General features: G+C 58.9%; 20 protein-coding genes. 17 read left to right on the plus strand and 3 right to left on the minus strand.

Annotated elements, in window-relative coordinates; all coding sequences use genetic code 11:
- Positions 1–43: 43 nt before the first annotated feature.
- Positions 44–1,489 carry a PucR family transcriptional regulator gene (locus HMPREF3009_RS06170; RefSeq protein ID WP_070680737.1) on the plus strand — a complete coding sequence of 482 codons (1,446 nt, stop codon included), beginning with the start codon at positions 44–46 and terminating at the stop codon, positions 1,487–1,489.
- Positions 1,490–1,493: 4 nt separating this feature from the next.
- Here HMPREF3009_RS06170 and HMPREF3009_RS06175 read toward each other — a convergent pair whose 3' ends face one another.
- Complete coding sequence (locus HMPREF3009_RS06175; protein WP_070545239.1) at positions 1,494–2,903, minus strand: helix-turn-helix domain-containing protein; 1,410 nt, start codon at positions 2,901–2,903, stop codon at positions 1,494–1,496.
- A 229-nt stretch (positions 2,904–3,132) separates the two neighbouring features.
- Between HMPREF3009_RS06175 and gabT the strand changes: the two genes are divergently transcribed.
- From gabT to HMPREF3009_RS06195, 4 genes are all read left to right on the plus strand, one after another.
- Entirely contained in the window at positions 3,133–4,458 is a 1,326-nt protein-coding gene (gabT, locus tag HMPREF3009_RS06180) for a 4-aminobutyrate--2-oxoglutarate transaminase (RefSeq protein WP_070680740.1), read from the plus strand.
- Between the two features lie 36 nt (positions 4,459–4,494).
- Complete coding sequence (locus HMPREF3009_RS06185; RefSeq protein ID WP_070680743.1) at positions 4,495–5,943, plus strand: flavin-containing monooxygenase; 1,449 nt, start codon at positions 4,495–4,497, stop codon at positions 5,941–5,943.
- 14 nt (positions 5,944–5,957) lie between these two features.
- Positions 5,958–6,935, plus strand: a complete 978-nt coding sequence (locus tag HMPREF3009_RS06190; protein ID WP_070680745.1) for an alpha/beta hydrolase — start codon at positions 5,958–5,960, stop codon at positions 6,933–6,935.
- Positions 6,936–7,034: 99 nt separating this feature from the next.
- A complete protein-coding gene (locus HMPREF3009_RS06195) occupies positions 7,035–8,345 on the plus strand; it encodes a YkvI family membrane protein (RefSeq protein WP_046647716.1) in 1,311 nt (436 codons plus the stop codon).
- A 64-nt stretch (positions 8,346–8,409) separates the two neighbouring features.
- Here the strand turns inward: HMPREF3009_RS06195 and HMPREF3009_RS06200 are convergent, their stop codons facing one another.
- A complete protein-coding gene (locus HMPREF3009_RS06200; RefSeq protein WP_049156023.1) occupies positions 8,410–9,876 on the minus strand; it encodes a helix-turn-helix domain-containing protein in 1,467 nt (488 codons plus the stop codon).
- Positions 9,877–10,067: 191 nt separating this feature from the next.
- Here HMPREF3009_RS06200 and HMPREF3009_RS06205 point away from each other — a divergent pair, with 191 nt between their 5' ends.
- Both HMPREF3009_RS06205 and HMPREF3009_RS06210 read left to right on the plus strand, forming a co-directional pair.
- Entirely contained in the window at positions 10,068–12,125 is a 2,058-nt protein-coding gene (locus HMPREF3009_RS06205) for a hydantoinase/oxoprolinase family protein (RefSeq protein ID WP_049156020.1), read from the plus strand.
- Between the two features lie 38 nt (positions 12,126–12,163).
- Positions 12,164–14,179 carry a hydantoinase B/oxoprolinase family protein gene (locus HMPREF3009_RS06210; protein ID WP_049156019.1) on the plus strand — a complete coding sequence of 672 codons (2,016 nt, stop codon included), beginning with the start codon at positions 12,164–12,166 and terminating at the stop codon, positions 14,177–14,179.
- An 87-nt stretch (positions 14,180–14,266) separates the two neighbouring features.
- On the opposite strand, the gene HMPREF3009_RS06215 is transcribed toward HMPREF3009_RS06210, so the two are convergent.
- Positions 14,267–16,186, minus strand: coding sequence for a helix-turn-helix domain-containing protein (locus tag HMPREF3009_RS06215; protein WP_049156017.1), 1,920 nt, complete (start codon positions 16,184–16,186; stop codon positions 14,267–14,269).
- 142 nt (positions 16,187–16,328) lie between these two features.
- On the opposite strand from HMPREF3009_RS06215, the gene HMPREF3009_RS06220 reads away from it, so the two are divergent.
- From HMPREF3009_RS06220 to HMPREF3009_RS06265, 10 genes are all read left to right on the plus strand, one after another.
- Entirely contained in the window at positions 16,329–17,507 is a 1,179-nt protein-coding gene (locus tag HMPREF3009_RS06220) for a thiolase family protein (protein ID WP_049156015.1), read from the plus strand.
- A gap of 2 nt (positions 17,508–17,509) precedes the next feature.
- Positions 17,510–18,382 carry a 3-hydroxyacyl-CoA dehydrogenase family protein gene (locus tag HMPREF3009_RS06225; RefSeq protein ID WP_070680747.1) on the plus strand — a complete coding sequence of 291 codons (873 nt, stop codon included), beginning with the start codon at positions 17,510–17,512 and terminating at the stop codon, positions 18,380–18,382.
- A 6-nt stretch (positions 18,383–18,388) separates the two neighbouring features.
- Positions 18,389–19,219 (plus strand): enoyl-CoA hydratase/isomerase family protein, encoded by an 831-nt coding sequence (locus tag HMPREF3009_RS06230; RefSeq protein ID WP_083312718.1) that lies wholly within the window; start codon positions 18,389–18,391, stop codon positions 19,217–19,219.
- Positions 19,203–19,454: a hypothetical protein gene (locus HMPREF3009_RS06235; RefSeq protein WP_070680750.1), complete on the plus strand. Its 252-nt coding sequence runs from the start codon at positions 19,203–19,205 to the stop codon at positions 19,452–19,454. Before HMPREF3009_RS06230 ends, HMPREF3009_RS06235 begins: the two co-directional genes overlap by 17 nt.
- Entirely contained in the window at positions 19,447–21,033 is a 1,587-nt protein-coding gene (locus tag HMPREF3009_RS06240; RefSeq protein ID WP_070680752.1) for a sodium:solute symporter family protein, read from the plus strand. The genes HMPREF3009_RS06235 and HMPREF3009_RS06240 overlap by 8 nt, the downstream gene beginning before the upstream one ends.
- Complete coding sequence (locus tag HMPREF3009_RS06245; RefSeq protein ID WP_070680755.1) at positions 21,026–21,457, plus strand: acyl-CoA thioesterase; 432 nt, start codon at positions 21,026–21,028, stop codon at positions 21,455–21,457. Before HMPREF3009_RS06240 ends, HMPREF3009_RS06245 begins: the two co-directional genes overlap by 8 nt.
- A complete protein-coding gene (locus tag HMPREF3009_RS06250; RefSeq protein ID WP_070680757.1) occupies positions 21,450–22,241 on the plus strand; it encodes an enoyl-CoA hydratase/isomerase family protein in 792 nt (263 codons plus the stop codon). The genes HMPREF3009_RS06245 and HMPREF3009_RS06250 overlap by 8 nt, the downstream gene beginning before the upstream one ends.
- Before the next feature lie 16 nt (positions 22,242–22,257).
- Complete coding sequence (locus HMPREF3009_RS06255; protein ID WP_083312721.1) at positions 22,258–23,904, plus strand: AMP-binding protein; 1,647 nt, start codon at positions 22,258–22,260, stop codon at positions 23,902–23,904.
- 42 nt (positions 23,905–23,946) lie between these two features.
- Complete coding sequence (locus HMPREF3009_RS06260) at positions 23,947–25,665, plus strand: helix-turn-helix domain-containing protein (protein WP_049156004.1); 1,719 nt, start codon at positions 23,947–23,949, stop codon at positions 25,663–25,665.
- A 118-nt stretch (positions 25,666–25,783) separates the two neighbouring features.
- Entirely contained in the window at positions 25,784–26,902 is a 1,119-nt protein-coding gene (locus HMPREF3009_RS06265; RefSeq protein ID WP_049156003.1) for an alcohol dehydrogenase catalytic domain-containing protein, read from the plus strand.
- Positions 26,903–26,969: the final 67 nt, after the last annotated feature.

The following is a 26,969-nucleotide window of genomic DNA, read 5'->3' on the forward strand; positions in this document are numbered from 1 at the left end:
GGGTGTATAAATTTTGAGCCCACAACTGTGTAGCCTGTCCACCATGAGTGAGATTTCCTTCCGCTGGCTCACCAACCAGCACTCGCTGAACCTGCGCCCGCTCATTGAGGGCAAACCCGCGTTCAGCACCATCCACGCTTCAGAGCTCGCGGACCCCACCGAGTTCACTTCCCCCGGCGCGCTCATGCTCACTCTGGGGCTCGTTTTCCGCGACGACCCGGAAGGCTTCGAGCACTATGCCGCCGCCCTCGCCGCAGCCGGGGTACACGGCATTGGTTTCGGTACCGGACTCGCCTTCGCCGAGGTACCACCCGTGCTGACCCGTGCTTGTTCCCAGCACCACCTCACCCTTTTTGAGATTCCGCGCGCCACCCGCTTCGTGTCCATCACTACTGCGGTAGCCCAGGAACAAGCGCGCCTCGAAAACAATGCGCACTTCACCTTCCACCGCCAACAAGAGCGCCTCAATCACGCAGCTGTGTCGGGCATCCAAGCGCTCATCGATGAAGCGAGCAATCAACTCAGCGCCGCTGTAGCGGTAGCTAGTTCCTCCGGAGCGGTGCTCAGCCGCAGCGATCGCGGCCGGCTCAGTGCGGCCGACGCCGCGGTGGAGGCCGCGGAACAGGCAGGGCGGGGTACGGGGACGTCGACAAGCACGGGCGCCCCCATCACCAACCCCTTCGGCTCCGCGGGCCGGCGTTGGGCCGTCGCCGCCAGGCGCTCGGAGAAGTTCGATTCCTATTCGCGCGCGCTCATCCGGCATCTATCGGGTCTGGCCAGCCTGCTGCTTGATCACCCCGATGGCAACAACCACGCTATTCTCGGGGCGCTAGCGCTTGATGCCCAGCTCGCCGGCGTTGACTCCCCCGCCCTGCACGCGGCCTTTCACTTGATTGATAGCCACGACCTCGTGGACATCCTCTACCTCACAGCCTCGACCCCCTCACGCCTCGCGCGCACAGTGAGTGAGATCGGCAAGACCGAGCCGCACAGCTTCGTCCGCCCGGAACAGGATTCTGCACTTCTCATGCTTCCTCCGGGAACCGCAACCTCACACCTGTTCAAGAAACAGTCGCGCTACCTTCGCGTCTCCGCCCTTCGGGGTGTTGCGTGGCAGGAGCTGAACCCAGCACTGCTGTCTTCTCTTCAAAGCCATGCGCGCAGCCTGCCCCTTGGCACCGTAGCGGCCTTTGATTCTGCTGCGCCTACCTGGCTGGTGGAACCCGGCGTCTCGGAGGCCCTCGGCGCCCGGCGCGCGGCCACGGTCAGCCGCTTGGCCGCCCACGACGCGCAGCACAACACCGAGCTGCTCGCTACCTTGCGCGCCTTCCTCGTGGGCAACGCCAACTTGGCCACCGCTGCGGCGGAGCTGGGCGTTCACCGCCACACGGTGCGCGCCCGGCTAGACAAGGTAGAAAACCTCTGCGGGGTGGACCTGGGCAATCCCGTCACCCGTGCGGAACTCCTCTTACTCAGCATCGACTCTTAGGGCTTCAGTCCGTAACACTCACTCCGAGAATCAGTAGCTCCGCCGCCACGAGCGGGTCCTTGAGGTCCACCTCGAGGAGATCCTCCAAGTCCGCGATGCGCTTGCGCACGGTGTGCCGGTGTGATTGAAGCTCCTCAGCGGTTCGGCTCACATGCCCGCCCGCACGCAGGTAGACCTCCAGGGTTTCCGCCAACTCGGTGCCGTGCTCCGCGTCGTGAGCGCGCACCTTGCCCCAGGTTTCTTCGGCCCGGTTGTGCACCGCGCCCTTGACCCTGGGATCCCTAGTCCAGCTCAACGTCCGCGATTCTGGCCCCGCCAACATCCCGGGCTGAAGCCCGAAAGCGAAGGACTCTAGTTCGCGGACAATGCCCACGCCCAGCTCGGCCCACGGCATGGGCTGGCCCACGACGATGCGCTTGCTACCGCGGATATCGCGCAACAAGTCCTGCAGGTTCTTCATTGTGCGGCTTCCTCTGAAAAGCAGGAGGCTAGAGGATTTATCCAGCGTGTATTCGAAAAGCAAGCGCCCGTGATCCTGCAGGCGGGCGTCCAAGGCGTGGAGGAAGCGCTGGTGGGCGCGCTCGCCCTCCGATTTCACCAAGACCGGACGCACGCGGCCCTGCGCATCACCCACGAGCCGGAAGATGCGGCGCATGGGATCCTCCGGCTGGTCCATACCCAACTGAATGGCCATCGCCATGGAGTTGAGTTCGTTTTGGGTGCGCCGTAATTCCTGCGGGCGCTTCACGGTAAGCTCCGCCAGGCCGGCGGCCTGCTTGAGCAGCGCGCGCTCGTTCACACCGAAACTCTCACGCGCCACCGCCAGCAGCCCGAAGGAGCGCGCACCGTGATCGGCCAAGCGCTGGGCCAAGACATTCCACCCGCCCACGCGGCGCGCGGCATAGAAATTCTGGGCGCGGGTATCCGTGATTACCGGGCCCCACTCCACCGGCGGGAGCCCGGGGTGGCTCGACTGCGCGAAAACCCGCCCATCCTTATCCACTAGGCAGGTATGCGCGCCCAGCAGGCGGCTGGTTTTATCCACGAGGGCGTCGAGGCCGGACACGGCGGCGTCGTTGAGCGCGCCCTGCTGAGCAATGAAGAGCTCCAAGCCTTCCTCCCGCTGGCGCTGCAACTCGTCGTGCAAACGCGCGAGCACCGAGACGAAAGGCACGCGCCGCGCCACCGTGAAGAGTGAAATATCGCAGCCCCGGGCGGCCTCCACCATGCCGGGTGGGACCTCAGCGAAGGCTAAACCAACGCCGAAGCCCACCCCCGTCACTCCCCCCTCTGCCACCCTGCGAACGTACTCCACTAGCTGATCGGGTTGCCCCTCAAAGGCCATACCAGTGAGCAGGATGACGGCCCCCGAGCCCACAAACTCGCGGGGATCGCGCAGTTCACAGGGGTGCATAACGGAAAACGGCCGCCCACAATCGTGCAGCACGTCAATCCCCAGATCGGGTTGGCTAGCCAACCATCTGAGAGAAACGTTTCCCTCTTCCAGCCCGGCAGCTACCCCCTTATCCAATGTGGACAATTTCTCACCATTCTTTCACCAGATTGTCTATGGCCCTTCGGAAGTCTAGCCGCCAGAATGACCCACGTCATAAAAAAATTCCGAGTATTAAGGAGCAGACAGCATGCAGGATCTCAAGCACCGCCTCCCCCAGGAGCGGAATGTCTCCACCGCAATCCCTGGCCCCCACAGCCAGGAGCTGAATGCCGCCCGTGAAGCAGACGTCGCCGCTGGCGTCATCCCGGGCTACCCCTCCTACATCACCGACGGTGACGGTGGCGTGCTTGTCGACGTCGACGGCAACACCATCGTCGACTTCGCATCCGGCATCGCCGTGACCTCCGTCGGCGCTTCCAACCAGCGCGTTGCCAAGGCCGTCGCCGAGGCCGCCAGCCACCTCACCCACACCTGCTTCCTCAACGCTCCGTACCAGGGCTTCATTGATGTCTGCAAGAAGCTCAACGAGCTGACCCCGGGCACCCACGAGAAGAAGACCTGCCTCTTCTCCACCGGCGCTGAGGCAGTGGAGAACGCCATCAAGATCACTCGCCGCTACACCGGCAAGAACCGCGTTGTGGTCTTCGACGGCGCCTTCCACGGCCGCACCAACCTCACCATGACCATGACCGCCAAGAACAAGCCCTACAAGCAGGGCTTTGGCACCCTGGCCGCTGATATCTACCGCGCGCCGATGTCCTACCCGCTGCGCGACGGCCTCGACGGCAAGAAGGCTGCAGCGCGCACCCTGCGCTACATCGAGCAGTACGTCGGCACCGAGGAGCTGGCTGCCGTCATCATCGAGCCGGTGCAGGGCGAGGGCGGCTTCGTCGAGCCGGCCAAGGGCTTCCTCCCGGCACTGCAGGAATGGTGCACCGACAATGGCGTCGTCTTCATTGCCGATGAGATCCAGGCCGGCATCTGCCGCACTGGTTCCTGGTTCGCCTGCGATGACGAGGGCATCATCCCGGACCTCATCACCACCGCCAAGGGCGTGGGCGGCGGCATGCCGCTGTCCGCTGTGACCGGCCGCGCCGAGATCATGGATGCCCCGGACCCGGGCTCCCTGGGCGGCACCTACGCCGGTAACCCGGTGGCCTGTGCTGCTTCCCTGGCAGCCTTCGAGGAGATGGAGGAGTTGGATCTGGCTTCCCGCGCCCGCGAGATCGAGGCCATCATCCGCGAGGAGCTGGAGCCGCTGCTTGAGCTCACCACCGTCGCCGAGGTCCGCGGCCGCGGCGCCATGATCGCCATCGAGCTGGTCGATGACAACAACCAGCCGAACGCTGACCTCACCGCCAAGGTGGCCAAGACCTGCCGCGAGCAGGGCGTGCTCATCCTCACCTGCGGCCTGGACGGCAACGTCATCCGCCTCCTGCCGCCGCTGGTCATCAACGAGTCCACCCTGCGCGACGGCCTCCAGGTCCTGGCCGAAGCCATCCGCGCAAACTAATCCGAACCACCATCGTCTTAAAGGAGACACATCACCATGAAGATCTACGATTGCATCATCCTCGGCACCGGCTACGGCGGACTGGGCATGGGCGCCCAGCTGGTCCGCGACGAGCAGAAGGACTTCCTCATCCTCGAGGCTGCCGATGAGGTCGGCGGCGTCTGGCGCGACAACACCTACCCGGGCGCTGCTTGCGATACCCAGGCTCTGATCTACTGCTACTCCTACTTCCTCAACCTCGGCGTGTCCCGCATGTTCGCCGGTCAGGACGAGATGCAGGGCTACCTCAAGGCTCTCGCTGAGGAATTCAACCTCTACGATCACATCAAGTTCAACCACCGCATCACCAACGCCGAGTGGAAGGAAGACCTCAAGGCATGGGAGATCGAGGCTAACGGCGAGACCTACTACGGCCGCGTCTTCGTCGGCGCGTGGGGCCAGCTCTCCAAGCCGAAGATCCCGAACTTCCCGAACCGCGAGGCCTTCCAGGGCGTGCAGTTCCACTCCGCTGAATGGAACCACGACGTTGACCTGGCCGGCAAGAAGGTTGCCGTCATCGGCAACGCTGCTTCTGCAGTTCAGCTGGTTCCGGAGGTCGCCGAGGTTGCGGAGAAGCTCTCCGTGTTCCAGCGCTCCGCTAACTACATCCTGCCGCGCAACCAGGTCATCTTCACCGAGGAAGAGCTCAAGGAGTTCAAGGAGAACCCGGATTCCTACCGCGCTATCCGCCAGGAGATCCACGAGGTTCGCGAGGAAGGCTTCGACCGCACCCGCAAGGGCACCGATTCCGCTGCAGAGGGTGTTGAGCAGGCCATGGAGCACCTGCGCTCCCAGGTCAACGACCCGGAGCTGGTGGAGAAGCTCACCCCGAACTTCGCCTTCGGCTGCAAGCGCATCCTGCGCTCCGATAACTTCTACCCCACCTTCAACCGCGACAACGTAGAGCTCATCACCGCTGGCATCGAGAAGTTCACCGAGACCGGCATCCGCACCGATGACGGTGCCGAGCACGACTTCGACGTCGTCATCTACGCCACCGGCTTCTACTCCCAGGAGTTCCAGGGTGACCTGCCGATTGCTGGCCGCGACGGCATCGACCTGCGCGAGCGCTGGGGCAACTCCCCGGAGGCTTACCTGGGCATGACCGTGGATGGCTTCCCGAACTTCTTCATGCTCTACGGCCCGAACACCAACCTCAACCACCACTCCGTGGTGGCCATGCTCGAGGCACAGGACCGCTATATCTCCCAGGCCGTTGCGTACCTGCGCGAGAACCCGGAGGCAGCCCTGGACGTGAAGAAGAACGTCATCGACGAGTTCAACACCCGCATCCAGAAGGAGCTTGAGGAATCTGCGTTCTCCGCTGACTGCTCCTCCTGGTACAAGAACGAGGAAGGCCGCGTTATCAACAACTGGTCCGGCAACGTCGCCGAGTACTACGAGCTCACCGACAAGCTCGAGCTCAACGACTACGAGCTGGTCTAGGAGGCAGTTTCACAATGCACACTCTGCACGACGAATACTCCGGGCGCCCCGTCGCTGAGGATGCGTGGAAGGCGCTGAAGCCATTCCGCGATGGTGGGGCGAAGTCCTTCCATAACTTCCCCATCCCGCAGGTGCGTGAGAACTACGTAGCCTCGGCCCACGCCAACCCGCTCCACGAAGAGAAGGAACCGACAACCACCGACTTCCAGGTCGAGGAGTTTCAGGTTCGCCTCTACGACCCCCGCCCGGAGGCGGAGCGCGGCCAGGAGACCCCGGCGGTGCTCTACATGCACGGCGGTGGCTGGCTCATGGGCAACCTGGAGACCCACGACTCCTCGGTACGCCGTATCGCGGTGCTCACCGGGTTCCCGGTTGTGGCGGTGGACTACCGCCTCGCCCCGGAGCACACCTACCCGGCGGCTATCGACGATTGCCGCGCCGCCTACCGCTGGTTGTCCGACTCCTCGGCTGAGCATGGCCTGACCGTGACCTCCATCGCGGTGGCTGGCGACTCGGCCGGTGGCCAGCTCGCCGCCGTGATGGCGAACGAGTTCGTGGGTGAGGAGGGCGTCGCCAAGCTCAGCTCCCAGATCCTGCTCTACCCGATCACGGATTGCTCCCGCGAGCGAACCGAGAACGGTGCCTCCTACAAGCGCCTGGAAGAGGGCTTCCCGCTGGCCTCTGACACCATGCGCTGGTTCATCGATACCTTCGTTACGGAGGAATCGCAGCGCACGGCGAAGGACCTCTCCCCGCTGCTGCACGAGCTGCCGGAGGGCCTGCCCCCGTCACTCGTCATCACGGTGGACAACGATCCGCTGGCGGACGAGGGCATCGAGTATGCCGGGAAGCTGGCCAAGGCAGGCGTCGACGTCACGCACAAGCACCTTCTGGGCTACCACCACGGGCTGTTTACCTCTGCTGCGATCATTGACCGCGGCGAGGAGGAGCTCGCTGGCATCGCCGAGTTCATCAAGGCGGCAGCGAACTAAAAGCTTCCGCTCCATCACACACGGGGCAGGCACCTTTCCCAGGCCGCCTGCCCCGTTTGCATAAGTAGCTATTTCTATCCACCTAAAGTTAGGTTCACCATGCTTAAACGCTCATTCGGCATCGCGATGGCCTTCATCGGCGTGCTCGCGGGTGCCTCCTTCGCTTCGGGCCGCGAGGCCCTCCAATACTTCGTTGCTTTCGGCAACATGGGCGTCGTCGGCGCCATCGTTACCGCGCTAGCCATGACCATCTCCGGCATCACGATCCTCCAGTTGGGCTCCTACCACCGTGCCAAGGAGCACACCTCCGTTTTTAACGCCGTGTCCACGCCCATCGTGTCGAAAATCCTCGACTTCGCCACGCTAACCTGTCTGTTCTGCATCGGCTTCGCCATGTTTGCCGGTGCCGGCGCCAACCTCAACCAGCAATGGGGCTGGCCAGTGTGGATCGGCGCCGTCCTCATGCTCGTCCTCACCCTGCTGACGGGTTTGCTCGACGTGGACAAGGTGACCATCGCCATTGGCGCCATTACCCCGTTCATCATCGTCTTGCTGACCATCGGCACGGTCTACACCGTGCTCACCTCCAACCCAGATTGGTCACACCTCAATGAGCAGGCGCAGCAGCTTCCTACGACGCTGCCCAACTGGTGGGTCTCCGCCATCAATAACCTGGGACTGAACGTCATCGTGGTGGTCTCCATGATGATCGTCATCGGCGGCAACTTCCTCGATGCCAAGGAGGTCGGCTACGGCGGCATTCTCGGCGGCGCATGCTTCCTCTTCCTGCTGGCGGTCCTGGTCGGCGGTCTCTACGTCTCCGTGGGCCCGATCACCGAGGCCGAGATGCCAACGCTGGCCATGATTGAGCAGATTCACCCGGCGCTCGGTATCGCCATGTCCGTCGCCATCTACGGCATGATTTATAACACCGCGATTGGTATGTTCTATGCCTTTGCCAAGCGCCTCACCCGCGGCAAGCCGCAGAACTTCTACAAGGTCTATGTCATCTCCGTGCTCATCGGCTTCGTGCTTTCCTTCATCGGCTTCTCCAACCTCATCGGCTGGGTCTACCCGATTCTTGGATACATGGGCATTGCCATCATGTTCATCATCGGCTTCGCATGGTTGAAGAACCGCAAGGACCTGCAATCTGAGGCCGACCTGCGCCGCCGCGCGCGTGAGCTACTCAAGAAGCGCTTTGAGAATGACAACCACCTCTCCGATGAGGAGGCTCGTGAGCTGGTGGCCATCGCTCGCAACTCCTCCATCCCGGAATCTGACTTCATCAAGGAGATCATGACCGAGGTTGATTCCGAGGACATTCCGGAAGAGCTGCAGATCGGTGACGGCAAGCTCCACGCGCTGATTACCGGCAAGCCCATCCCGCGCAGCAAGAAGAAGGTGTAGTTCTCTCCACTCCCCCTCTCACTCTCTACTCTCACACGTTCTCCGTGCCCCCGCATCCAGCCACCTAGCGCTGCATGCGGGGGCGCAGCGCTTTCCACAGCGCCCACAAAACCAGATCCGCATCGGAGAACCGGATCCGTTCCTCCAGAGCTTCCAGCCGGTGCCGCACCGTATTGGCGTGCACGCCCACGGCCTTCGCGGCCCGGGCCACGGAGAAGCTTTCAGCTTCATAGGCGCGAAAGATCTCTTCGCCATCCTTAATCCCCTCAATCGCGCGGTCGAGCTCCCCCACTGCGTCCTCCAAGCCGCGCTGGCCCAGGTAGGCCGCTGCCTTCTCGATGGCGCTGCAGTGAGCAAACTCCAGGCTCTGCAGGTGCAAGGAATGCGTGCGTTCTACCACCACGGCGGCAAGCAGGGCCTGGAGCCACGCTGCCGGGCCTTCCTCAACGGTATCGAAGGGATCAGAAAGCCCGACGGAGCCGAAGAGCACGTCCGCGATCTTCCCCTCCGCTCCCGAATGGGTAGTCAACACGCAGGTGCGGCCGGACACGTAGCCCAGCACCAGCGGCACGCCCGCGTCCTGGGCCAAGGCGAAGGCCTTGTCGCGCACATCGCTGCGGTAAGAGTCCTTGACGGAATCGGAGACAATGAGCCGCATCTTGGCATGCTCCGAAAAGCCCCGCCTGCGCAACGTGGTGGCCACTTCTTCCCTATTCGAATTCTCATCGCACAACGCCACCATCAGCGCGCTCGATTCGGCGACGTGGTTGCGCTGGATGTTTCTCTGCGCCACCAGAGAAGCGGTGAGCAGCTCCTCCAGCGCCGCGAAAGCGGGGTCATCGAAGTCTGCATCCCGGCTGGTCTGCCGCCCCCGGATCAGCCAATAGCCGTGGTCGAAGGAGGGGCTTTCGCCAGCAATGTCGAGCCACCGGGCAAAGACCTTCCAACGCCCCACGTGCATGGTCGTGGTGCTGTGGTTTATCACCACCGACAGGGAACGCGCGATACTCCGCGCGGGCAACTCGCCGGCGGCGGCAATAACCCGGCCATCAACGGTCAACAGCAGCAAGGAATCTCCACTAAACCTGGCAAAGCGCGCAAGGATCTCGGATTCCGGCGCTGGGTTGACTAACCCGGGGCTTAATTGCCCGATGGTGCTGAGCTTGCGCCAGGATGCCAGGTTGGGTTGGCGCCGCAAAAGCTCATCCACCGCGCGCCGGATATCTTGGCGCGTGATCCCATCGGTGCCGTACAGGACGGCGCCGGTTCCCTCCACCGAGTCCAGGACTTCCTGCTCATCGAACTCGGAGTCGAGGAAGATGACCCCGGCGGCGTCGACCAGCCGGCGCTGGATGGCGCGCGGGCTTCCCTCCGGCCGGGGAAGGACAAACCAACCTGCCACGTCCCCATCGCCCTCGGCGCACAGCCCCACAAAATTCTCATCCTCGAGCGCCTTACTCAAGCGGCGCAGCCGCGGCTCCATCACGACGAGATCGGCGATCCGGAGCACCGGATTATCCTGTGACGCCACTTATCCCTCCGGAAAATAGTGTCCTATCTTACTTTTCTCCGGCTAATTCTAGTATGCCCCAACCTGCTTGTTTGGAGTTTCCTCCACCTTCTTCACTCTCAATTCACCGTTTCTCCATTGCTCCCCTCCTCGTGCCATATCAAGATTCCTCTCAACCGAATTCACCAGCCTTTGAAAGAGAGGTTCCCACCATGACGGGAAATAAACCTTTTCGCGTATCCGTCGACGTCGGAGGAACGTTCACCGATGTCGCGATTGTTAACACCGAGACCCACGAGTTGTCGGTGGCCAAGGTTCCCTCCACCCCGGATGACCCGATGAAGGCGGTGATGAACGGCCTCAAGTCGGCCGACGTCCAGCTCAACCAGGTCGAGGTGTTCTCCCACGGCACCACGGTGGCCACCAACGCGCTGATCCAGCGCCGCTTCCCACCGGCAGCGCTCATCACCACGAAGGGCTTCCGCGATGTTCTGGAAATCCGCGACGGCACCAAGGATGAGTTGTGGGATGCCTACAAGGACGTTCCGGACCCCTACATCCGCCGCCGCGATCGCTACGAGGTCGAAGAGCGCATCGACTTCGACGGCGCCGAGATCACCCCGTTGGATGAGGCAGAGGCTCGCCGCATCGCCGGGATCCTGCGCCGCAAGAAGATTGAGACCGTCGCGGTCTGCTTCATCAACTCCCATGCCAACGCCTCCCACGAGGAGCGCATGGCGGAGATCCTACGCGAGGAACTTCCCGACGCCACCGTCTCCACCTCCTCCGAAATCCTCCCGGAGATCTTCGAGCACGACCGCTTCTCCACGACCGTCGCCAATGCGGTCCTGGCCCCGCTCGTCTCCGGCTACGTCAACCGCCTGTCCCGCCAGCTGGAGGAAGGCGGCTACGACGGAGACCTGCTCCTTCTCCACTCCGGCGGCGGTTCCATGACCCCGGAGATGGTGACCCGCTACCCGGTCCGCCTGGCTGCCTCCGGCATTGCGGCCGGCGCCATCGCGGTGCAAGACATCGCCACCCGCTGTGGCTACTCCAACGCGATTGGCCTGGAAATGGGCGGTACCTCCACCGATATCGCGCTGGTCTACGAAGGTGACATCCGCATCACCAAGCAGTGGCAGGTCGAATACGGCTTCCCCATCTGCTTCCCGTCCATCGAGGTCGGCACCATCGGCGCTGGCGGCGGCTCGCTGGCCTGGATCGATGAGGCAGGTTCCCTGCGCAACGGCCCGCAGTCCGCGGGCGCGGATCCGGGACCGGTCTGCTACGAGCGCGGCGGCACCGATGCCACCAACACCGATGCCAACGTCACCCTCGGCCGCCTCGGCACCGAGCTCATCGGCGGTGCACTGAAGCTGAACCCCGATGCTGCGCGCGAGGCCGTCAACAAGACCGTTGCAGAGCCGCTCAACCTTGAGCTCGAAGCCGCAGCCGAGAACATCATCCAGGTGGCCAACGCCAACATGGCCGATGCGGTTCGCCTGCTGTCCATCCGCCGTGGCTACGACCCGCGTGACTTCGTCCTTGTCGTCGGCGGCGGCGCCGGCGCCCTGCACGGCGCTGAGGTCGCCCGCGATCTGTCCATCCCCACCGTCGTGGTCCCGCCGCACCCAGGCGTGACCTCCGCCCAGGGCTGCTTGCTCGTGGACATCCGACACGACATCACCAAGATGTACCAAGCACCGGTGGACGAGGTGGACACCACCGAACTGCGCAAGGAATTCCAGGCGCTGATCTCCGAGGCCCGCGAGCGCCTGGAGAAGGAGCACGTTCCGGAGGAGCGCATGAAGTTCAAGCTGACCGCCTCCATGCGCTACCGCGGCCAGTGGCGTTCCCTGACGGTGGAAATCCCCGAGTCCGATAACCCGCTCGATGATGCCGTCGCCATGTTCCACGATGAGCACGAGCGCGAGTACTCCTTCGCCGACCGCGACGGCGCGGTGGAGTTCTACCAGATTGGCCTCATCGCCATCGGCGAGCTTGAGAACCCGCCCTTCAAGCACTACGAGGTCGAAGAGCACGAGGCAGAGCTCCCGGAGACCACCCGCCCCGTCTACTTCTCCGCGCACGGCGGCTGGGCCGATGTCCCGATTTATCACCGCCCCGACCTGAAGGCCGGTGCCAAGCTCAACGGCCCGGCCATCATCGACCAGTTCGATGCCACCACCGTCATTCCGCCTGGAGACCGTGCAGAAATTGATGAGTGGTCCAACATCCGTATCCACATCGGCAAGGCCACCAACGCCTAAGACCCTCGCCTTCAGACTCTCCTTTGAAAGGAATCGACATGACTACGACTCATACACAGCCACAGAAACCGTCGCCGTCCTCTTCCGGCCGCCGCACGCTCGACCCGGTGACCTTCGAGGTTCTCAAGAACGCTTTTGCCACCTCGGTCAACCTCATGTCCGAGCAGATTCTGCGCACCTGCTACTCCTTCGTCATTTACTCGCGTGACTTCTCCTCCGCGCTGTGTGACGCCGAGGGCAACACCGTGATGCAGGGAAACCAGGACATCGCCGTACACGTCGGCACCCTGCACTTCCAGTGCCAAGCCGTGCTCAAGGAATTCGGCGATGACATCCACGAAGGTGACGTCTTCGCCATCAACGACCCCTACCAGGGCGGCACGCACATGAATGACGTGTCCTTCCTGCGCCCCATCTTCCACGAGGGCACCCTGCTGGCCTTCGCGCAGAACAAGGGCCACTGGGCCGATGCCGGAGGCTCCGTCCCGGGCTCCTTCGACGTCTCCGCGACCGACTACTACACCGAGGGCCTGCGCATCACCCCGGTGCGCGTGTGGTCCAAGGGCGTGTTCCTCAAGGACGTCGCCAAGCTCCTGGCTGGCAACACCCGCAGCCCCGAGATCGTCATGGGCGACCTCAAGGCCCAGGCCGAGGCCACCGCGGTCTGTGAGCGCGAAATCCACCGCCTCGTGGACAAGTACTCCTTCGACACCGTGCGCACCGCGCTGCGGGAGGTCCAGGACTACGTGGAAGACATCGTCACCTCCCGTGTGGCCGCGCTTGACGACGGCGAGTGGTCCACCATCGACTACATCGACCTCGACCCGGCCAAGGAAGAGGGCCTCGTTCCCATCAAGGTAACGATGCGCATCAAGGGCGGACGCCTCTCCTACTCGCTGGACGGTTCCGCGCCGGCGGTGGCCAGCTTCCTCAACGCGGGCTATGGCTCCGCGTTCTCCGGAATCGTCGCCGGTACCAAAACCTTCTTCCCCGACGTGCCACTAAACTCCGGACTCTACCGCGCTATGGACATCGACCTCGGCCCGGAGGGAACCGTGGTCAACGCCGGAATGCCGCACGCGGTGACCGGCTTCTGTTCCGGCCCCTTCGAGAAGATCATGAACGCGGTCTTCGAGCTGTGGTCCCAGCTCATGCAGGAGCGCGCCATGGCCTGCGCTTTCAACCTGGAGTACCTGCTCATCGGTGGTTGGGATACGCGTGACGCGAAGAAACCAGAGGACAAGGGCGAGTTCTTCATGTGGTACGACTGGATGGCTGGCGGCTGGGGCGGCCGCGTCGACCGCGACGGTTCCTCCGCCACCGCACCGGTCTTCGGCCCGGGCCTGGCGGTCCAGCCGGTCGAAGGCCAGGAGCGTCTCTCCCCTGTCATCACCAGCCACCACGCACTGGTGACTGACTCGGCGGGCCCCGGCAAGTTCCGCGGCGGTGTGGGTGTAACCAAGGGCGGTGTGCTCACGGATGCGAACAAGACCGTCATGAGCTACTGCTGTGACCGCTCGCGTTCCGTGACCTGGGGCATCGAGGGTGGTCTGCCCTCCATCCCGCAGGGCGTGTGGCTCAACCGCGGCACCCCGGATGAGCAGTACCTCGGCGCGCTGTTCTCCAACGTTCCGGTGGGCCCGGGCGATACCTTCGAGCGCCCCTCTGCCGGTGGCGGCGGCTTCGGCGATGCCCTGGAGCGCGACCCGGAGGCAGTGCTGGAGGACGTCATCGATGGCTACGTCTCCGTGGGCCGTGCCGCCAAGGACTACGGCGTTGTCATCCGCCCCGTTGACCCAGAGATCGACGAGTACGAGCTCGACGAGGAGGAAACCGCGAAGCTGCGTGAGGAGCTGCGCTCTACCCGCCTGGACAAGCTGGCGGAGTCCCCAGAGTCCGTGGCTGAGCGCTACAACGCCGGCGAGTTGGACCAGCTCGACCTGGTCCGCCACTACGGCGTCATCCTCGACTGGGCCACCGGTGAGCTCCTGCCCACCACCACCCAGCAGTACCGCGAGCAGATGGCCAAGCGTTCCTCTTCCCACTGGAAGTAGGTAGCGCTCTGACTAGCCCCGCGCCGTTAGCCAACAGTGGTTAACGGCGAGGGGAATTTCGTTTTGAAGTCTCTGGAAAATTCTAGGCTATTGGTTTCCTGTCCAGGTGACATCGTTAAAGACGGTCGGCATACCAGACTCGATGCGCAGTGCTGCGAGTGCTAACTGTACGTCTAGCAACCGCACCCCCTCGTTCCAGCCTTCACCTAATATTTCATCAATTCTCTTCATCCTGTTGCGAACAGTATTGACGTGAACATCAAGTTCTTCGGCTACGGTGGATGCTGAAAAGTGGTGCGAGAAAAGGGCTTGCATAGTAGGCACTAGCGCCTTTGAATTTTCCCTATCATAGCGAAGCAAATTACCTATTGATTCGTCAACCAATGCTTTCCGCTGAGCAACAGTCATTCGCGCCAATAGACGCACAGACTGCGGAAGTGCAGCGTCGGTATACCACCCTGTTTCACTAGATAACCCCAGGGAAGCGATATCATCAAGAAACTGTATACAAGAGCGATATACTTCTGCCGCTCTACGAAAACCAGGAAATTTGTCTGACAGATACCCGTGGACTTTCAAGCGTCGCAAATCAACAAGCTTTGAAAAGGTTTCAAAAAGGGATAAAAGCATGCTCGCCTCCCCTAAAACGCCAACCTGATCAGTAGACACACCAATCAGGAGCTTCCCCTTAGAGACCTCAGAACACCGTTGTGCAATCAGACGAAGACCTGCTTCATCGCCAGAAAAGAGAAGTAAGCGATTTAAGCCATCCTCTACGATTTCCGCTTCGGTAAGCAAGCCTTGTTGGCGTGCCGTTAGCTGCGTTCTTCCAGAACTCATCAATGAAAAGAAGAGATTTGAGAACTCGACTACTCGCTGCGAATCAGCCTCCAATCCACTGACGTCTCTAATGCTCAAGGCGCGTGCTACCAAGTCAATAATCCGGGCTTCAGGGCTAGGTATGATCAAGTCGGCAACAACCACTCCCCAAGGCTTCCCACCACGAATTACGGGAGAGACATAGACCTCGCGCTCACCCAACGATAAGGACTTCCCTCGCCCCGGCGAGGAAGTCCTCCGGACATAACTCTCGATAGGAGCGTAACCATCTACCGGAAGCCAGCCTCCAGCACTATCGAGCATGAGGTCTTCCAAACTTGAAATGTGGATTTGAATCCCCATGTTTTCTGCAAGAAAAGCGGCTACGCGTGACTCAGTAAGCAAATCACTGACCATTGAAATGACCGTTTCTACAGTTTCTAGCGCTTTTGCAGAGTTCGTCAGCTCTACACGGCATTCTTCCGCAACCGTCTTGAGGTTATCCACCTCCTTGTGGTGGCGATTCGACTCTTCCCCGCGGACCCCTACCGCTAACACCTGGACTGCTAGCTGCTCAAGAATATAGATGTCGCCCGTGTGATAAATACGCTCATGCCTATCCGCAACGAAAAGAACTTGAAACCCTGACTCAGCTTCGACGGGAATCCCCAATAAGGACCGTATCCCTTCTCGCTTTATTGCAGTATCCAACACAGGATCATGTTCAAAGCCATCGTCTCTCAAGTAGTTTGCCACCTGCAATGGCGCAGCGACCTGATAAATCTCGAAAAAGAACCCCTTCTCGTTGGGCTCAACTTCTTGCAGTTCCGTGGTCCAGATTCCGCTGGAAAGAATAATGCTTGCGCTGCCGGAAGTCTCATCAAGTTCCATGATGAACGCCGCATCTGCCCCCAACATCTGACGGGCCAAAGACAGAATTCTACCGAAAGCCACATCTACGTTCTCGTCACCATTGATGCCTAAGGACAGATCAGCAATTTCCGAAACCAGTGAACGGAGTTTGCGCGATGACTCGGCACGGTTACTAATCTCCAGCAGGACCTCTTTGAGCTCTGGAAACCTAGATGAAACAACAGCATCTTGAAGCTCCTCCCGAAAGCTAACCGGTGTCAACTGCAACGCCTTGCGGCACAGCTGTACCACGTCTTCAATCCCCAATTCCGACATTGATTGTCCTTTCCCACAATAACGAGGCCAACGCTGTGTAATTAACCACTTTACGAGTGTGAGTTAGGCTGCGATACTCTTCCTCAAGTGATTCGAATCACCCCACATTTTCGCGCTACCTCACACTAAGGAAGGAGTAATCATGTCGAGCCCCAGCGATGCAGTTATTGTCGCCGGCGCACGTCTCCCTATCGGAAGAAAGGGAGGAACCCTGGCCGAATTTGATGGTGTACAGCTTGGTGCACGTGCCATCAAAGCCTTAATCGACAATCCAAGCATTAACGCACTTTTGAATGACGAGGCTATAACCGACGTCATCATGGGAAATACGCTTTCCCATTATGGGAATCCTGCTCGCGTCGCGGCGCTTAGCGCAGGACTGCCTGTAAATACTCCGGGACTTACGATCGACCGGCAATGCGGATCAGGAATCAATGCTGTAACGCTTGCTGGAAAACTCGTGGCCTCTGACGGCGGAGTTTACATTGCAGGAGGAATGGAAAGTATGACTAACGAACCATTCCAATTATCACGCGCAAAGCGGGCCTACGATGCCACACCCCCGAGTTTCCTTCGCCGCGAGCTCTCTACAGCTGAAATAGGCGATCCCACAATGGGAGTAACAGCTGAGAACCTTGCAGAAAAATACTCCATCTCGCGGGAAGAACAGGATGAATTTGCTTTAAGAAGTCAAGAAAAATATGCAAAGGCAAAATCGCAGGGGAAATACTCGCATTTCCTAATTCCGACTGAGACCTCTAGTCATGGACCGGTGGAACACGATGAACACCCTCGGCCTAATACCAGCGCAGAAAAATTAGCAGCATTACGCCCTGCTTTTATTTCCTCAGGCACTGTTACTGCCGGGAATGCCTCGGGAATTAACGACGGCGCTGCAGCAGTTTGCATCGTTTCAGCAGATAAGGCAATGCACCACGACCTCACCCCCTTGGCACGCATCGGAGAAAGTTCTGTCGTTGGCGTTGACCCGAACTATATGGGAATCGGACCGGTACCTGCCATTCAGGCAATACTAAAACAAGCAGGACGAAGCATCTCTGACTACGAGTTCATCGAAATCAATGAGGCATTCGCGAGTCAAGTGCTTGCCTGCGCAAAAGAGCTTGCCCTCGACGTGGACAACATAAATCCACTGGGCGGCGCAATTGCCCATGGACATCCTATTGCCGCCACAGGCACCGTCCTAATCCAGAAGACAATCACCGAGCTTTCCGAGCGAGGCGGAGGCCGAGCAATCGTCTCAGCCTGCATCGGCGGCGGTCAAGGAATCGCTACTGAAATCATCGTGGAGGAAAAATAGCAATGAATCCAGCTGAATCTAGTGTCGCCATTTGCGGAGCTGGAACTATGGGTGCGCAGATTGCCTTTCACTGCGCACTCAAGGGATACACAGTAACGCTTTACGACATCAATACTGACCAACTCGACCGTGCCGATTCCCTTCTACACGAGCTGATGGACAAGAAGCTAGCTAAGGGAAAAATCACACAAGACGAAATTGACCAGGCTTTCGCTCGGCTAAAGTACGAAACCAGTCTCGAAGAAACTTGCTCCAACGCCAGCCTCATCATTGAAGCAATCATCGAAGACCTGCAAGCCAAGAAGAAGCTCTTCTCAGAGATTTCATCGTACGCCCCCAAAGAAGCGATTCTTGCCACTAACTCGTCCAGCATCGTCTCTTCGAAGTTAGCTAGCGAAGTCCACGATCCTTCTCGTCTGTGCAACATTCATTTCTTCAATCCGGCCCTGGTTTTGCCTCTTGTGGAGGTGGTCAAAGGCGACCACACCTCAGAGGATACTGTCGACCGAGCCATCGAATTTGTCGAGAGCATCGACAAAACGCCGGTCCGTTTGGAGAAGGAGATTTTCGGTTTCATCACGAACCGAATCCTTGCGGCGATTTTCGATGAAGCAATCTCCCTATACGAAAACGGGATTGCGGACTTTAAACAGATCGATACCGCTGTCAAGGCAGGGCTTAACCACCCGCTAGGCCCCTTCGAATTGCTTGACCTAACCGGAATCGATGTCAATTACGGCATCAAGGTACTAGAAGCTGAGGACTCCGGTGACCCTTCTAAGGGCCCTTCTCAAACCCTTACGCGTCTCTATCAGGAAGGACGCCTTGGACGTAAGTCTGGCCAAGGGTTCTACGTGTACGAGAAGGAGAAGTGAGTGAGTATGTCTAATAACGAAAACTCAACGAACCCAGCTAACGTAGTCGAGTACTCACATGAATCCGAGATCGGGATCATCACTATCAACCGGCCCCGGCAGTTCAACGCATTAAACACTGAGGTTCTTAATGCGATTAACTCGGTACTGGATGAGTGGGAATCTTGCGACGCAGTGCAAGCCGTCATCTTCACCGGCGCTGGCGATAAAGCATTCGCTGCTGGAGCAGATATCAAGGAACTTTCTCAGCTGTCGCCCTGGCAGGTTGTCAATGAGTATCCGATGGCAGAGCTCTACAAGCGAATTGAGAGCTACTCCAAGCCCACCGTTGCAGCAGTTAACGGATTGGCGCTAGGAGGCGGTTTCGAACTAGCTCTATCGTGTGACATTCGTATTGCGGATCCGCAATCTCGCTTCGCATTTCCAGAGCTAGGACTAGGAATCATTCCGGGTGCAGGTGGCACCCAGCGGCTTCGTGAGGTCGCCGGTAAAGCTATCGCTTTAGACCTCATTCTGACACGCAAAGAACTCGATGCTGAAGCTGCGCTGCAATGGGGAGTCATCACCCGCATCAGTGATGATCCGGTCGCCACAGCGATGGAGATCTGCCACGTGCTTAATGAAAACGGACCGCTAGCTCAACGCGTTGCGCGGGAATCCATCAAAGCAGGTGTCCTAGGCGGGCACCAACAGGAGCAGCTTTCACAAGGAATGGCCTTCAGCCATTCTGACCGTTCTGAAGGGCTGTCGGCATTCCTCGATAAGCGAGCCCCCAATTTCAACAGTTCTGTCTCTATCTCAACCGAAAAGGAAGCATCTCATGACCCAACAAAATAGTCCGAACACCGACGACCTTGGCTTCTTTAAGCCATCGAAATTCCACCTTGGCTCGACAGTGTTCATCATCGCGCTTTCTGTCTTCGCCTTCCTGCCGATGAGCTTTAACACCATGATCAGCGGCACGACCCTAGTCAACTACGTTCTCGTAGCCATTATGGTCTTGAGCCTTATCATTCTGCTCGTCGATCTTGTCGTCAACAAGAATGACGATGGAGGTGTTCACAATGCCTAAAGAGAATATTCTGCCCCTGGCCATATTGATCGTTTACATGGCCCTGACTGTCGGCATTGGTATTTATGCGCACCGTCAGAATGAAGACTCTTCTGCAAAGTCATTCCTGACCGGAGGCGGCGGTGTCGGCCTTTGGATCAATGGCTTCGCAATCTTCGCTGCTTTCGCGACCGGCGGAACTATGCTCGGAAACATCGGCCTATCCTATTCAGCTGGCTGGGGATACATCACTGCCTACAACGGTGGCGTCGCGCTGGGTTATCTCATTACGACGTTCTTCCTCGCAAAAGTCCTTCGTAATATGAATGTGGCTACTGTTCCCGAACTCATCAAGGCTCGATACAACCACCGCGCGATGAACCTAGTCGTACCAATCGTTCTCATCGGTACGCTAACTGCATACATCGTCGCACAGATGAAGATCGGCGGCTTGATCGGAGAACAAATTTTCGGCATCCCGTATAACTGGTCCGTTGTCTTGATCGGTGCTGTCTACGTGTTCTACACATTTGCCGGAGGTATGAAGGCTGTTACGCTGACTGATTTCCTTCAGGGGGTCATGATGATCGGCGTGGTTGTTGCAACTGGGTTCATCGCAGTTAACTCAAACGGCGGATTTTCAGTCTATGAGGTAGCCCAAGGCCTTCGCCCGGAATGGACAGGCGCTGAAACCTATCCTCCGATTGCATATATCGGTGCCTTCTTGATTTGGGCAACTTGTAATGCGGTTCTCCCTCACACGGTGATGCGTATCTTCGCTGCAAAGAACGAGCGAACAGGGCGTGCATCGTTGGCACTAGGACTGGGGCTGTACGTCATTACGTCTATTGCTACGTGTGTATTCGTCATCGCAGGAACCATTATCCTCACTGGTGGACAGGACATTGAGCAAAGCGATGGAGCTTTCCTTCTCTTCTTGGACCAGGCGGTACCTAATTGGCTTCGAGGTCTAGCATTCGCAGGAATTTTTGCTGCTGTTATGTCTTCTGTCTCGGCAATGCTCCTTGCCTTGGCCGCAGCTCTTTCCTACGACCTGATCGGTCAGCTTAAGCCGAGCACGTCCGATGCGACAAAGCGTAAGATTACCAAGCTCGGAATTCTAGGATTTGGCGTACTCACGCTAGGTCTTTCTCTAAATCCGCCGCAATTCCTTACCCTTCTGTACTCAGCAGCAATGGGTCTCCTAGCTTCCTCCCTTTTCTTCCCGACGCTACTCGGAATTTGGTGGCGCAGAATTAGCGGTAGTGCCGCTTTCGTCGGTGCCAGCGTCGGTGGTATCGCATACCTTGTACTTCTCTTTGGATTCGATCTTCCACCGCTATCCGAGATTGCCTTCGCCCTGCCTTTGTCCGCTGTTGCTTGCATCACTAGCGCCTACATCTTCAAGCCTGCGACTCCAGAGCAAATTCGACGCATCACAATCGCTCACAGCCGTGAGGTAACTGACACTGAAGCGGAGGAGTTTAATCGCATCGCCATGGCGGATCTGAATGGAACACAGCCCTACGCTGATGCCAACGAGAACTCCTTCGAAACGTCGAATTCTGGATCAGTCTCCAAAGAGGGAAACAATGTATAAGACGACTATCACGCCGCGCTTCAACGAAACTGACGCGGTTGGGCACATAAACAATACGAAGTTTCCTGCCTGGTTCGAAGCTGCGCGCAGAGATTTCTTCGCCGAGTTTGACCCTGATCTTGCGACAGATCCCTGGACGCTTCTCGTTGTTCGCTACGAATTGAACTTCTTAAAAGAAGTGAATTGGGTACCGGAAGTCGCAATCCACACGTCGATTTCGCGTCTTGGCAGAACTTCAGTGACCCTTCATGAGGAGCTCTACCAAGAAGGTGAACTGTGCGTTGAATCTGAGGTGACCTATGTAAACGTTGACCCGCGCACCAGAAGACCAGAGGAAGTACCCGAGCCGGTTCGGGTAAAACTGTCCGCGCACCTTAGCACGGAGCCAAACGAATCTAATCAACAAGGAGCCAGTGATGCTTAAGTCTTTCACCGATAGCGTGGTGGTTGAAACTGAGGGTTCTATTGCTTCAATAACGCTCAACCGACCCGAATCCCTCAACGCTCTAACGTTCGAAATGCTGCGTGGCCTTGAAATTGCGTTCGCAGAACTAGGCGATAATCCCGATGTTCGAGCGATTATTCTGCGCGGAGAAGGCAAAGCTTTCTGCGCAGGTGATGACCTCATCGATATGGGCACAGACAACTGTCCCGTGCCGGAGGACAAGATTCGAGAATTCTTGGATGGTTACCCAAAAGTCTGCACTGCGATTCGTGAATGCCCGAAACCTGTTGTTGCGGTATTGCACAAATTTGCTATGGGAGCCGGGCTAGAGCTTGCGCTTGCCTCTGACTTCATCGTCGCGTCTTCGAACACCAAGATCGGCCTTCCCTTCGTACTCCGTGGCTTCTCATCGGGAACAACCTTGCTCCCACGCCTAACAAACCGTCTTTTCGCAAACAGACTGTTACTGACGGGGGAATTTGTTCCTGTGTCCGAACTTTCAAACTTCGGACTCGTATCGACAATCTGTGAGCCCAAAGACTTGGATGCTGAAGCAGAGTCTCTTGCTAGGCAGCTAGCGTCACTGCCCACAAAGTCCATTTCGCTCATGAAGAAAACCATGGGCGCAACTCAGCATCTCGATGAAAGTGCAGCGTGGCTCATGCAGGCCCACTCCACGGTCTCGTCAACGCTTACCGAAGACCACATCGAGGGCCGTACTGCATTCCGCGAAAAAAGGGACCCCTATTTCACCGGCCGCTAAACAAGAAAGGACTATCATGACCAAGCCATTGACCACATACGTTCCGGATGAAGGTCTGACCTTCTTCAAGCCGCAAACTTTGGCTCAGTATTTCTCGGAGCACGCCGAAAATACCCCAGAGAAAACCGCAATCTATTTTTACGGGTCTGAATTCACTTATGGATGGCTTGAGCAAAAAGCATTAGCGCTAGCAACGACCTTGGCCCACGAGGGGATCAGGACTGGAGATGTAGTCGCGCTTTACATGCAAAACTGTCCGCAATTTGTGATTTCTTATCTTGCTGTTCAGAAGCTAGGCGCGGTCGTCAGCCCTTGCAACCCCATGCTCAAAGCAAAAGAACTGTCATATCAGCTCAACGACCTGGAAGCAATTGCACTCATCGCTAGCGAAGAACTGCTCGTCGAATATGAAAAGGCAGACGAAACCTCAGTTCATACTTTGATCGTCACTTCTTTCGACGATGCTCTAGATCGCGAAGAGCACTCACAGGAGTTCAACTTCCGTATGCCGGACCGGCGTACGACTGCGCTCGACCATATTTCTTGGGAGAAGGCAACGGCACAGAGCGATCCTGCGGACGAAGTTGAGTCTCTCCTTAAGCCAGAAATCAACCTTGATGAAGACTGCGCTCTAATCATCTACACCTCCGGTACTAGCGGGTTGCCCAAAGGCGCAATGCTGTCTTACACAAACTGCACTTTTAAAGCTAACTGCGTCGCAGCTAACTTTGGATATACACCGTCTGACAAGGTTTCCGCCTCGATGCCGATTTTCCATGTGGCTGGAAAAATTGTTGGAATGTCTGCTGTCTTCGTTGCGGGTGCTTCGATGATTCTTCAAGCGCGCTTCGATGGTGAGGACTTCGTAACTATGGCATCTCGGTACGGGATGACGGTCTCATACACAACGCCGCCGATGAATACTGAAATCCTAGCTACGGATCGCGCTTCTCAAATGGACAGGCTTCGTGTCTGCATGGGTACGAGCTTTGGCTCACAAATCACGGAATCACTGTCCAATCAGTGGAAAGAACAAACAGGTCAGGACTTCTTTGAGTTTGCCTACGGCATGAGCGAGACTCATACCGCGGATACAATGACCCCTCCTGGACAGATCGTTTGGGGAAGCACTGGACGGCCTACTTTCCAAACCAACATCAAGATTACTGATCCTGATGACCGCAGCCGTGAGCTTGGCCCCGGCGAATTAGGAGAAATCAGTGTCGAAAGCCCAGCAGTCTTCCTCGGCTATAAAGGCAAACCAGAAGCCACCGCAGCTGCGAAGATTGGTAGACGGTATTTCTCAGGTGACATGGGATATTTGGACGAGAATGGCTACCTCTTCTTCGAAGGCCGCTTCAAAGAGATGATCAAATCCAATGGTTATTCGGTCTTCCCAGAAGAAGTGGAGAAGTATCTCCAGGACCACCCAGCAGTCCAGCAGGCCGTGGCCGTTGGTTACCAGGACGACCGACGAGGAGAATCCGTCAGAGCTTTCATCGTGCTGCGCCCCGAATACAAGGGAGAGACCTCTGAAGAGGAGATCATTTCTTGGGCTAAGGAGAATATGGCTGCCTACAAGTATCCAAGATCGGTGCGATTCATCGACGAGGTCCCCAAAACTGCGACTGGCAAGATGTTGCGGGCTAAGCTGCGCGAATAGATAAACATAATGGCGCCAATCCCGGCTACACTGCATGTAATCATGAGCGAGTTTGGCGAGATTCTGAACCACCTAAGCACTGGCACCCGTGTCCCCGACGAGCTGCGCGAGCAGTTGGCGGCTGAGGAGCTCGGCGCGCTTCGGGCCATCGAAGAGACCATGCGCGCCAACCACACGTGGCGGGTGATGTCGACGAAACTGCTCGACGTCTCCCAGATGCTCAACTCCGGCCGCGAATCGACTGATATCTTCCGGGCCATCGTGCGCCACGCGCGCTCCACCATCGGTACCGACGTGGGCTATCTCAGCCTCAACGATGAGGACACCGGGTTTACCAAGGTACTGGCCACCAGTGGTGTCGTCACGGAGGAATTCCGCACCATCAACATGCCGATGGGCTCCGGAGTCCTCGGCATCGTGGCCGCCACCAACCGCCCAGCGTGGACCTATGACCATTCCGCAGATCCCAACGTTACGCACGTGGATTACGTGGACCGCGCGGTAGAAGCCGAAGGAATCCGCGGAATCCTCGGCGCCCCGATCCGCATCGCCGGGCGCACCATCGGCGCGCTGCTCGTGGGCGACCGCCACCCCCGCCACTACACGCACGAAGAAATCGCGGCCCTCGAGGTGCTTGGCTCTATTACCTCCGTGGCGCTGGAGAATGCGCAAGTCATCGAGAGCCAAGGCGAATCCGTGGCCGAGTTGACCCGCTCCCAGATTGCGCTCAGCCGCCATGTCGAAGAACTGCAGTGGCTCAATGACGTCAACACGCAGCTGCTCCACGTGCTGATGAATAACGCGAGTTTTGAGGAACTCGAACGCGTGTTGGCTGAAAGCCTCGATGCACCGGTGATGCTGTGGACCACGGAAGGTGCCCCGAACACTCCCCCAACCAGTACCTTCCCCGTGGAGTTCAACGGGCGGGCCTTAGGCACGATTGGCGTGGACAAAGAGCTCAGCGATGCCGAACTGCGCGTCATCAGCCACGCCTCCGCTGCCTTTACTGCGATTGCTCTTTTTGCCGAAGCGCTTGTCGACGCCACCGCGCGCAAAGTCGATGACCTCGTCTACGCCGTCGCTCTGGGTAATGCTGGGCGCGAGGAGATCGCTCGTCTGCGCCACCTAACGGGAATCAGCCTGAATTCTTCGGTACAGCTCTATTTCGTCGGCTTACACTCGGCAAAGAGTTTGCCAACTCGCCCGCAACTAGAGCACTTTCTGCCGGGAAATGCCGCTATCACACACCACGACCAGCACGTATGCGTGCTGTACCAGCCGGATCGAGCAATTGATAAGGCACTGGCCCCGCTGCTGTCTGAGTTTTCTGACTTGACGGTTTCTGCCATCGGCTTCGACGGGCTGGATTCGGCACGCAGCGCCCACGATTCCGCTATGGCCTACTTGGAGTCAGCTTTAGCACTCGGCGTACAAGGCCGCTTAGTCACCGAAGATACCTTGGGCACCGTCGGCCTCATCTTGGGCGCGGACCCGCAGGCGTTGAGCGCGCTGTCCACGCGCACGATCGGCCCGTTGGTGCGTTATGACGCGGAGCATTCCACGGAGCTGACCGCTACTGCGCACCACTACCTGCTCTCCGGGCACAGCATTCCGCAGACGGCTCGCGCCATGTTTATCCACCCCAATACGGTGCGCCAGCGACTCGACCGGATCGCTGAGCTCATGGGAGATGAGTGGGCCGTGGGCCAGCGCGGGCTCGATGTCTTCGTAGCGCTGCGCGCTCACGCGCTCAGCGGGTAGAAAATTCTCCATCCGCACATATATTGGGTGTAGTTTTTCCCATGCCGTTCTCGCCCTCCCCCACGTGACGTGGCGTACATTGCGATGCATTAACCCCATCCGATGTCTGGAGGTAGATATGTCTGACACGATTACCATTCGCGGCGCAGTCCTGGAACGCTCCGGCGATGAGCGCCCCTACGCCGACTCCAAGCCGATCACCGTGAGCGAGCTGGAGCTCAGCGCTCCTGGCGAGGGCGAGATTCTGGTCAAGATCACCGCCGCCGGCCTCTGCCACTCCGACCTCTCCGTGGTCAACAACAACCGCCCCCGTCCGCTGCCGATGCTGCTAGGCCACGAGTCCGCCGGCATCGTCGAGGAAATCGGCCCGGGTGTTACCAACGTCAAGGTTGGCGACCACGTGGTCATGACCTTCCTCCCGCGCTGCGGCGAGTGTGCCGGCTGCAAGACCGATGGCAAGATGCCGTGTGAGGTTGGCTCCAAGACCAACAACGAGGGCACCCTCATCCGCGGCACCCGCCACCTCACCCGCAACAGTAAGACGGTTCAGCACCACCTCGGTGTCTCCGGCTTCGCCACCCACGCCGTGGTCTCCGAGCTCTCCGTCGTACCGGTGGGCTCCGATGTCCCGGCGGACATCGCCGCTATCCTCGGCTGCGCCATCCTCACCGGTGGCGGCGCCGTCCTCAACGAGATCGATCCCAAGCCGGAGGACAGCATCGCCGTCGTCGGCCTCGGTGGCGTCGGCATGGCCGCAATCATCACCGCCGCTGCACTCGGCGTGCAGGAGATCGTGGGCATCGACATGCAGAAGGACAAGTGCGAGAAGGCCCTCGAAATCGGCGCCACCTCCGCCATGACCCCACAGGAAGCCGAAGAGTCTGGCAAGAAGTTCACCGCCGTCGTGGAGGCTGCCGGCCACCCGAAGGCACTGGAGACCGCCTACAACGTCACCGCACCAGGCGGCCTGACCGTCACCGTCGGCCTTCCGGCACCGGGTTCCACCATCACCATCGACCCGCTGGTGATGACCGCCGAGGCACGCCGCGTGCACGGCTGCTACCTGGGGTCCTCCGTTCCCTCCAAGGACATCCCGAAGTATGAGCAGCTGTGGCGTGAGGGCAAGCTCAACGCAGAGGCCCTCATCTCCGATCACATCAAGCTCGAGGACATCAACACCGCCATGGACCGCCTGTCCGACGGTGTGGCTCTGCGCCAGATCATCGAGTTCGACTAAATAGGGTTCGACTAAACCTCAACGACCCTTTCACCTTTCCTCACCAAGCCCCGCGCGCTTCACGCCC

This window comes from Corynebacterium sp. HMSC034H07, assembly GCF_001815175.1.
GTDB lineage: Bacteria > Actinomycetota > Actinomycetes > Mycobacteriales > Mycobacteriaceae > Corynebacterium > Corynebacterium hiratae.

Bases quoted from the DNA above. Each gene is read 5' to 3' on its own strand.
- HMPREF3009_RS06170 (WP_070680737.1), top strand. From the start codon at position 44: ATGAGTGAGATTTCCTTCCGCTGGCTCACCAACCAGCACTCGCTGAAC.
- HMPREF3009_RS06175 (WP_070545239.1), bottom strand. From the start codon at position 2,903: ATGCACCCCTGTGAACTGCGCGATCCCCGCGAGTTTGTGGGCTCGGGG.
- gabT (WP_070680740.1), top strand. From the start codon at position 3,133: ATGCAGGATCTCAAGCACCGCCTCCCCCAGGAGCGGAATGTCTCCACC.
- HMPREF3009_RS06185 (WP_070680743.1), top strand. From the start codon at position 4,495: ATGAAGATCTACGATTGCATCATCCTCGGCACCGGCTACGGCGGACTG.
- HMPREF3009_RS06190 (WP_070680745.1), top strand. From the start codon at position 5,958: ATGCACACTCTGCACGACGAATACTCCGGGCGCCCCGTCGCTGAGGAT.
- HMPREF3009_RS06195 (WP_046647716.1), top strand. From the start codon at position 7,035: ATGCTTAAACGCTCATTCGGCATCGCGATGGCCTTCATCGGCGTGCTC.
- HMPREF3009_RS06205 (WP_049156020.1), top strand. From the start codon at position 10,068: ATGACGGGAAATAAACCTTTTCGCGTATCCGTCGACGTCGGAGGAACG.
- HMPREF3009_RS06210 (WP_049156019.1), top strand. From the start codon at position 12,164: ATGACTACGACTCATACACAGCCACAGAAACCGTCGCCGTCCTCTTCC.
- HMPREF3009_RS06215 (WP_049156017.1), bottom strand. From the start codon at position 16,186: ATGTCGGAATTGGGGATTGAAGACGTGGTACAGCTGTGCCGCAAGGCG.
- HMPREF3009_RS06220 (WP_049156015.1), top strand. From the start codon at position 16,329: ATGTCGAGCCCCAGCGATGCAGTTATTGTCGCCGGCGCACGTCTCCCT.
- HMPREF3009_RS06225 (WP_070680747.1), top strand. From the start codon at position 17,510: ATGAATCCAGCTGAATCTAGTGTCGCCATTTGCGGAGCTGGAACTATG.
- HMPREF3009_RS06230 (WP_083312718.1), top strand. From the start codon at position 18,389: ATGTCTAATAACGAAAACTCAACGAACCCAGCTAACGTAGTCGAGTAC.
- HMPREF3009_RS06235 (WP_070680750.1), top strand. From the start codon at position 19,203: ATGACCCAACAAAATAGTCCGAACACCGACGACCTTGGCTTCTTTAAG.
- HMPREF3009_RS06240 (WP_070680752.1), top strand. From the start codon at position 19,447: ATGCCTAAAGAGAATATTCTGCCCCTGGCCATATTGATCGTTTACATG.
- HMPREF3009_RS06245 (WP_070680755.1), top strand. From the start codon at position 21,026: ATGTATAAGACGACTATCACGCCGCGCTTCAACGAAACTGACGCGGTT.
- HMPREF3009_RS06250 (WP_070680757.1), top strand. From the start codon at position 21,450: ATGCTTAAGTCTTTCACCGATAGCGTGGTGGTTGAAACTGAGGGTTCT.
- HMPREF3009_RS06255 (WP_083312721.1), top strand. From the start codon at position 22,258: ATGACCAAGCCATTGACCACATACGTTCCGGATGAAGGTCTGACCTTC.
- HMPREF3009_RS06260 (WP_049156004.1), top strand. From the start codon at position 23,947: ATGAGCGAGTTTGGCGAGATTCTGAACCACCTAAGCACTGGCACCCGT.
- HMPREF3009_RS06265 (WP_049156003.1), top strand. From the start codon at position 25,784: ATGTCTGACACGATTACCATTCGCGGCGCAGTCCTGGAACGCTCCGGC.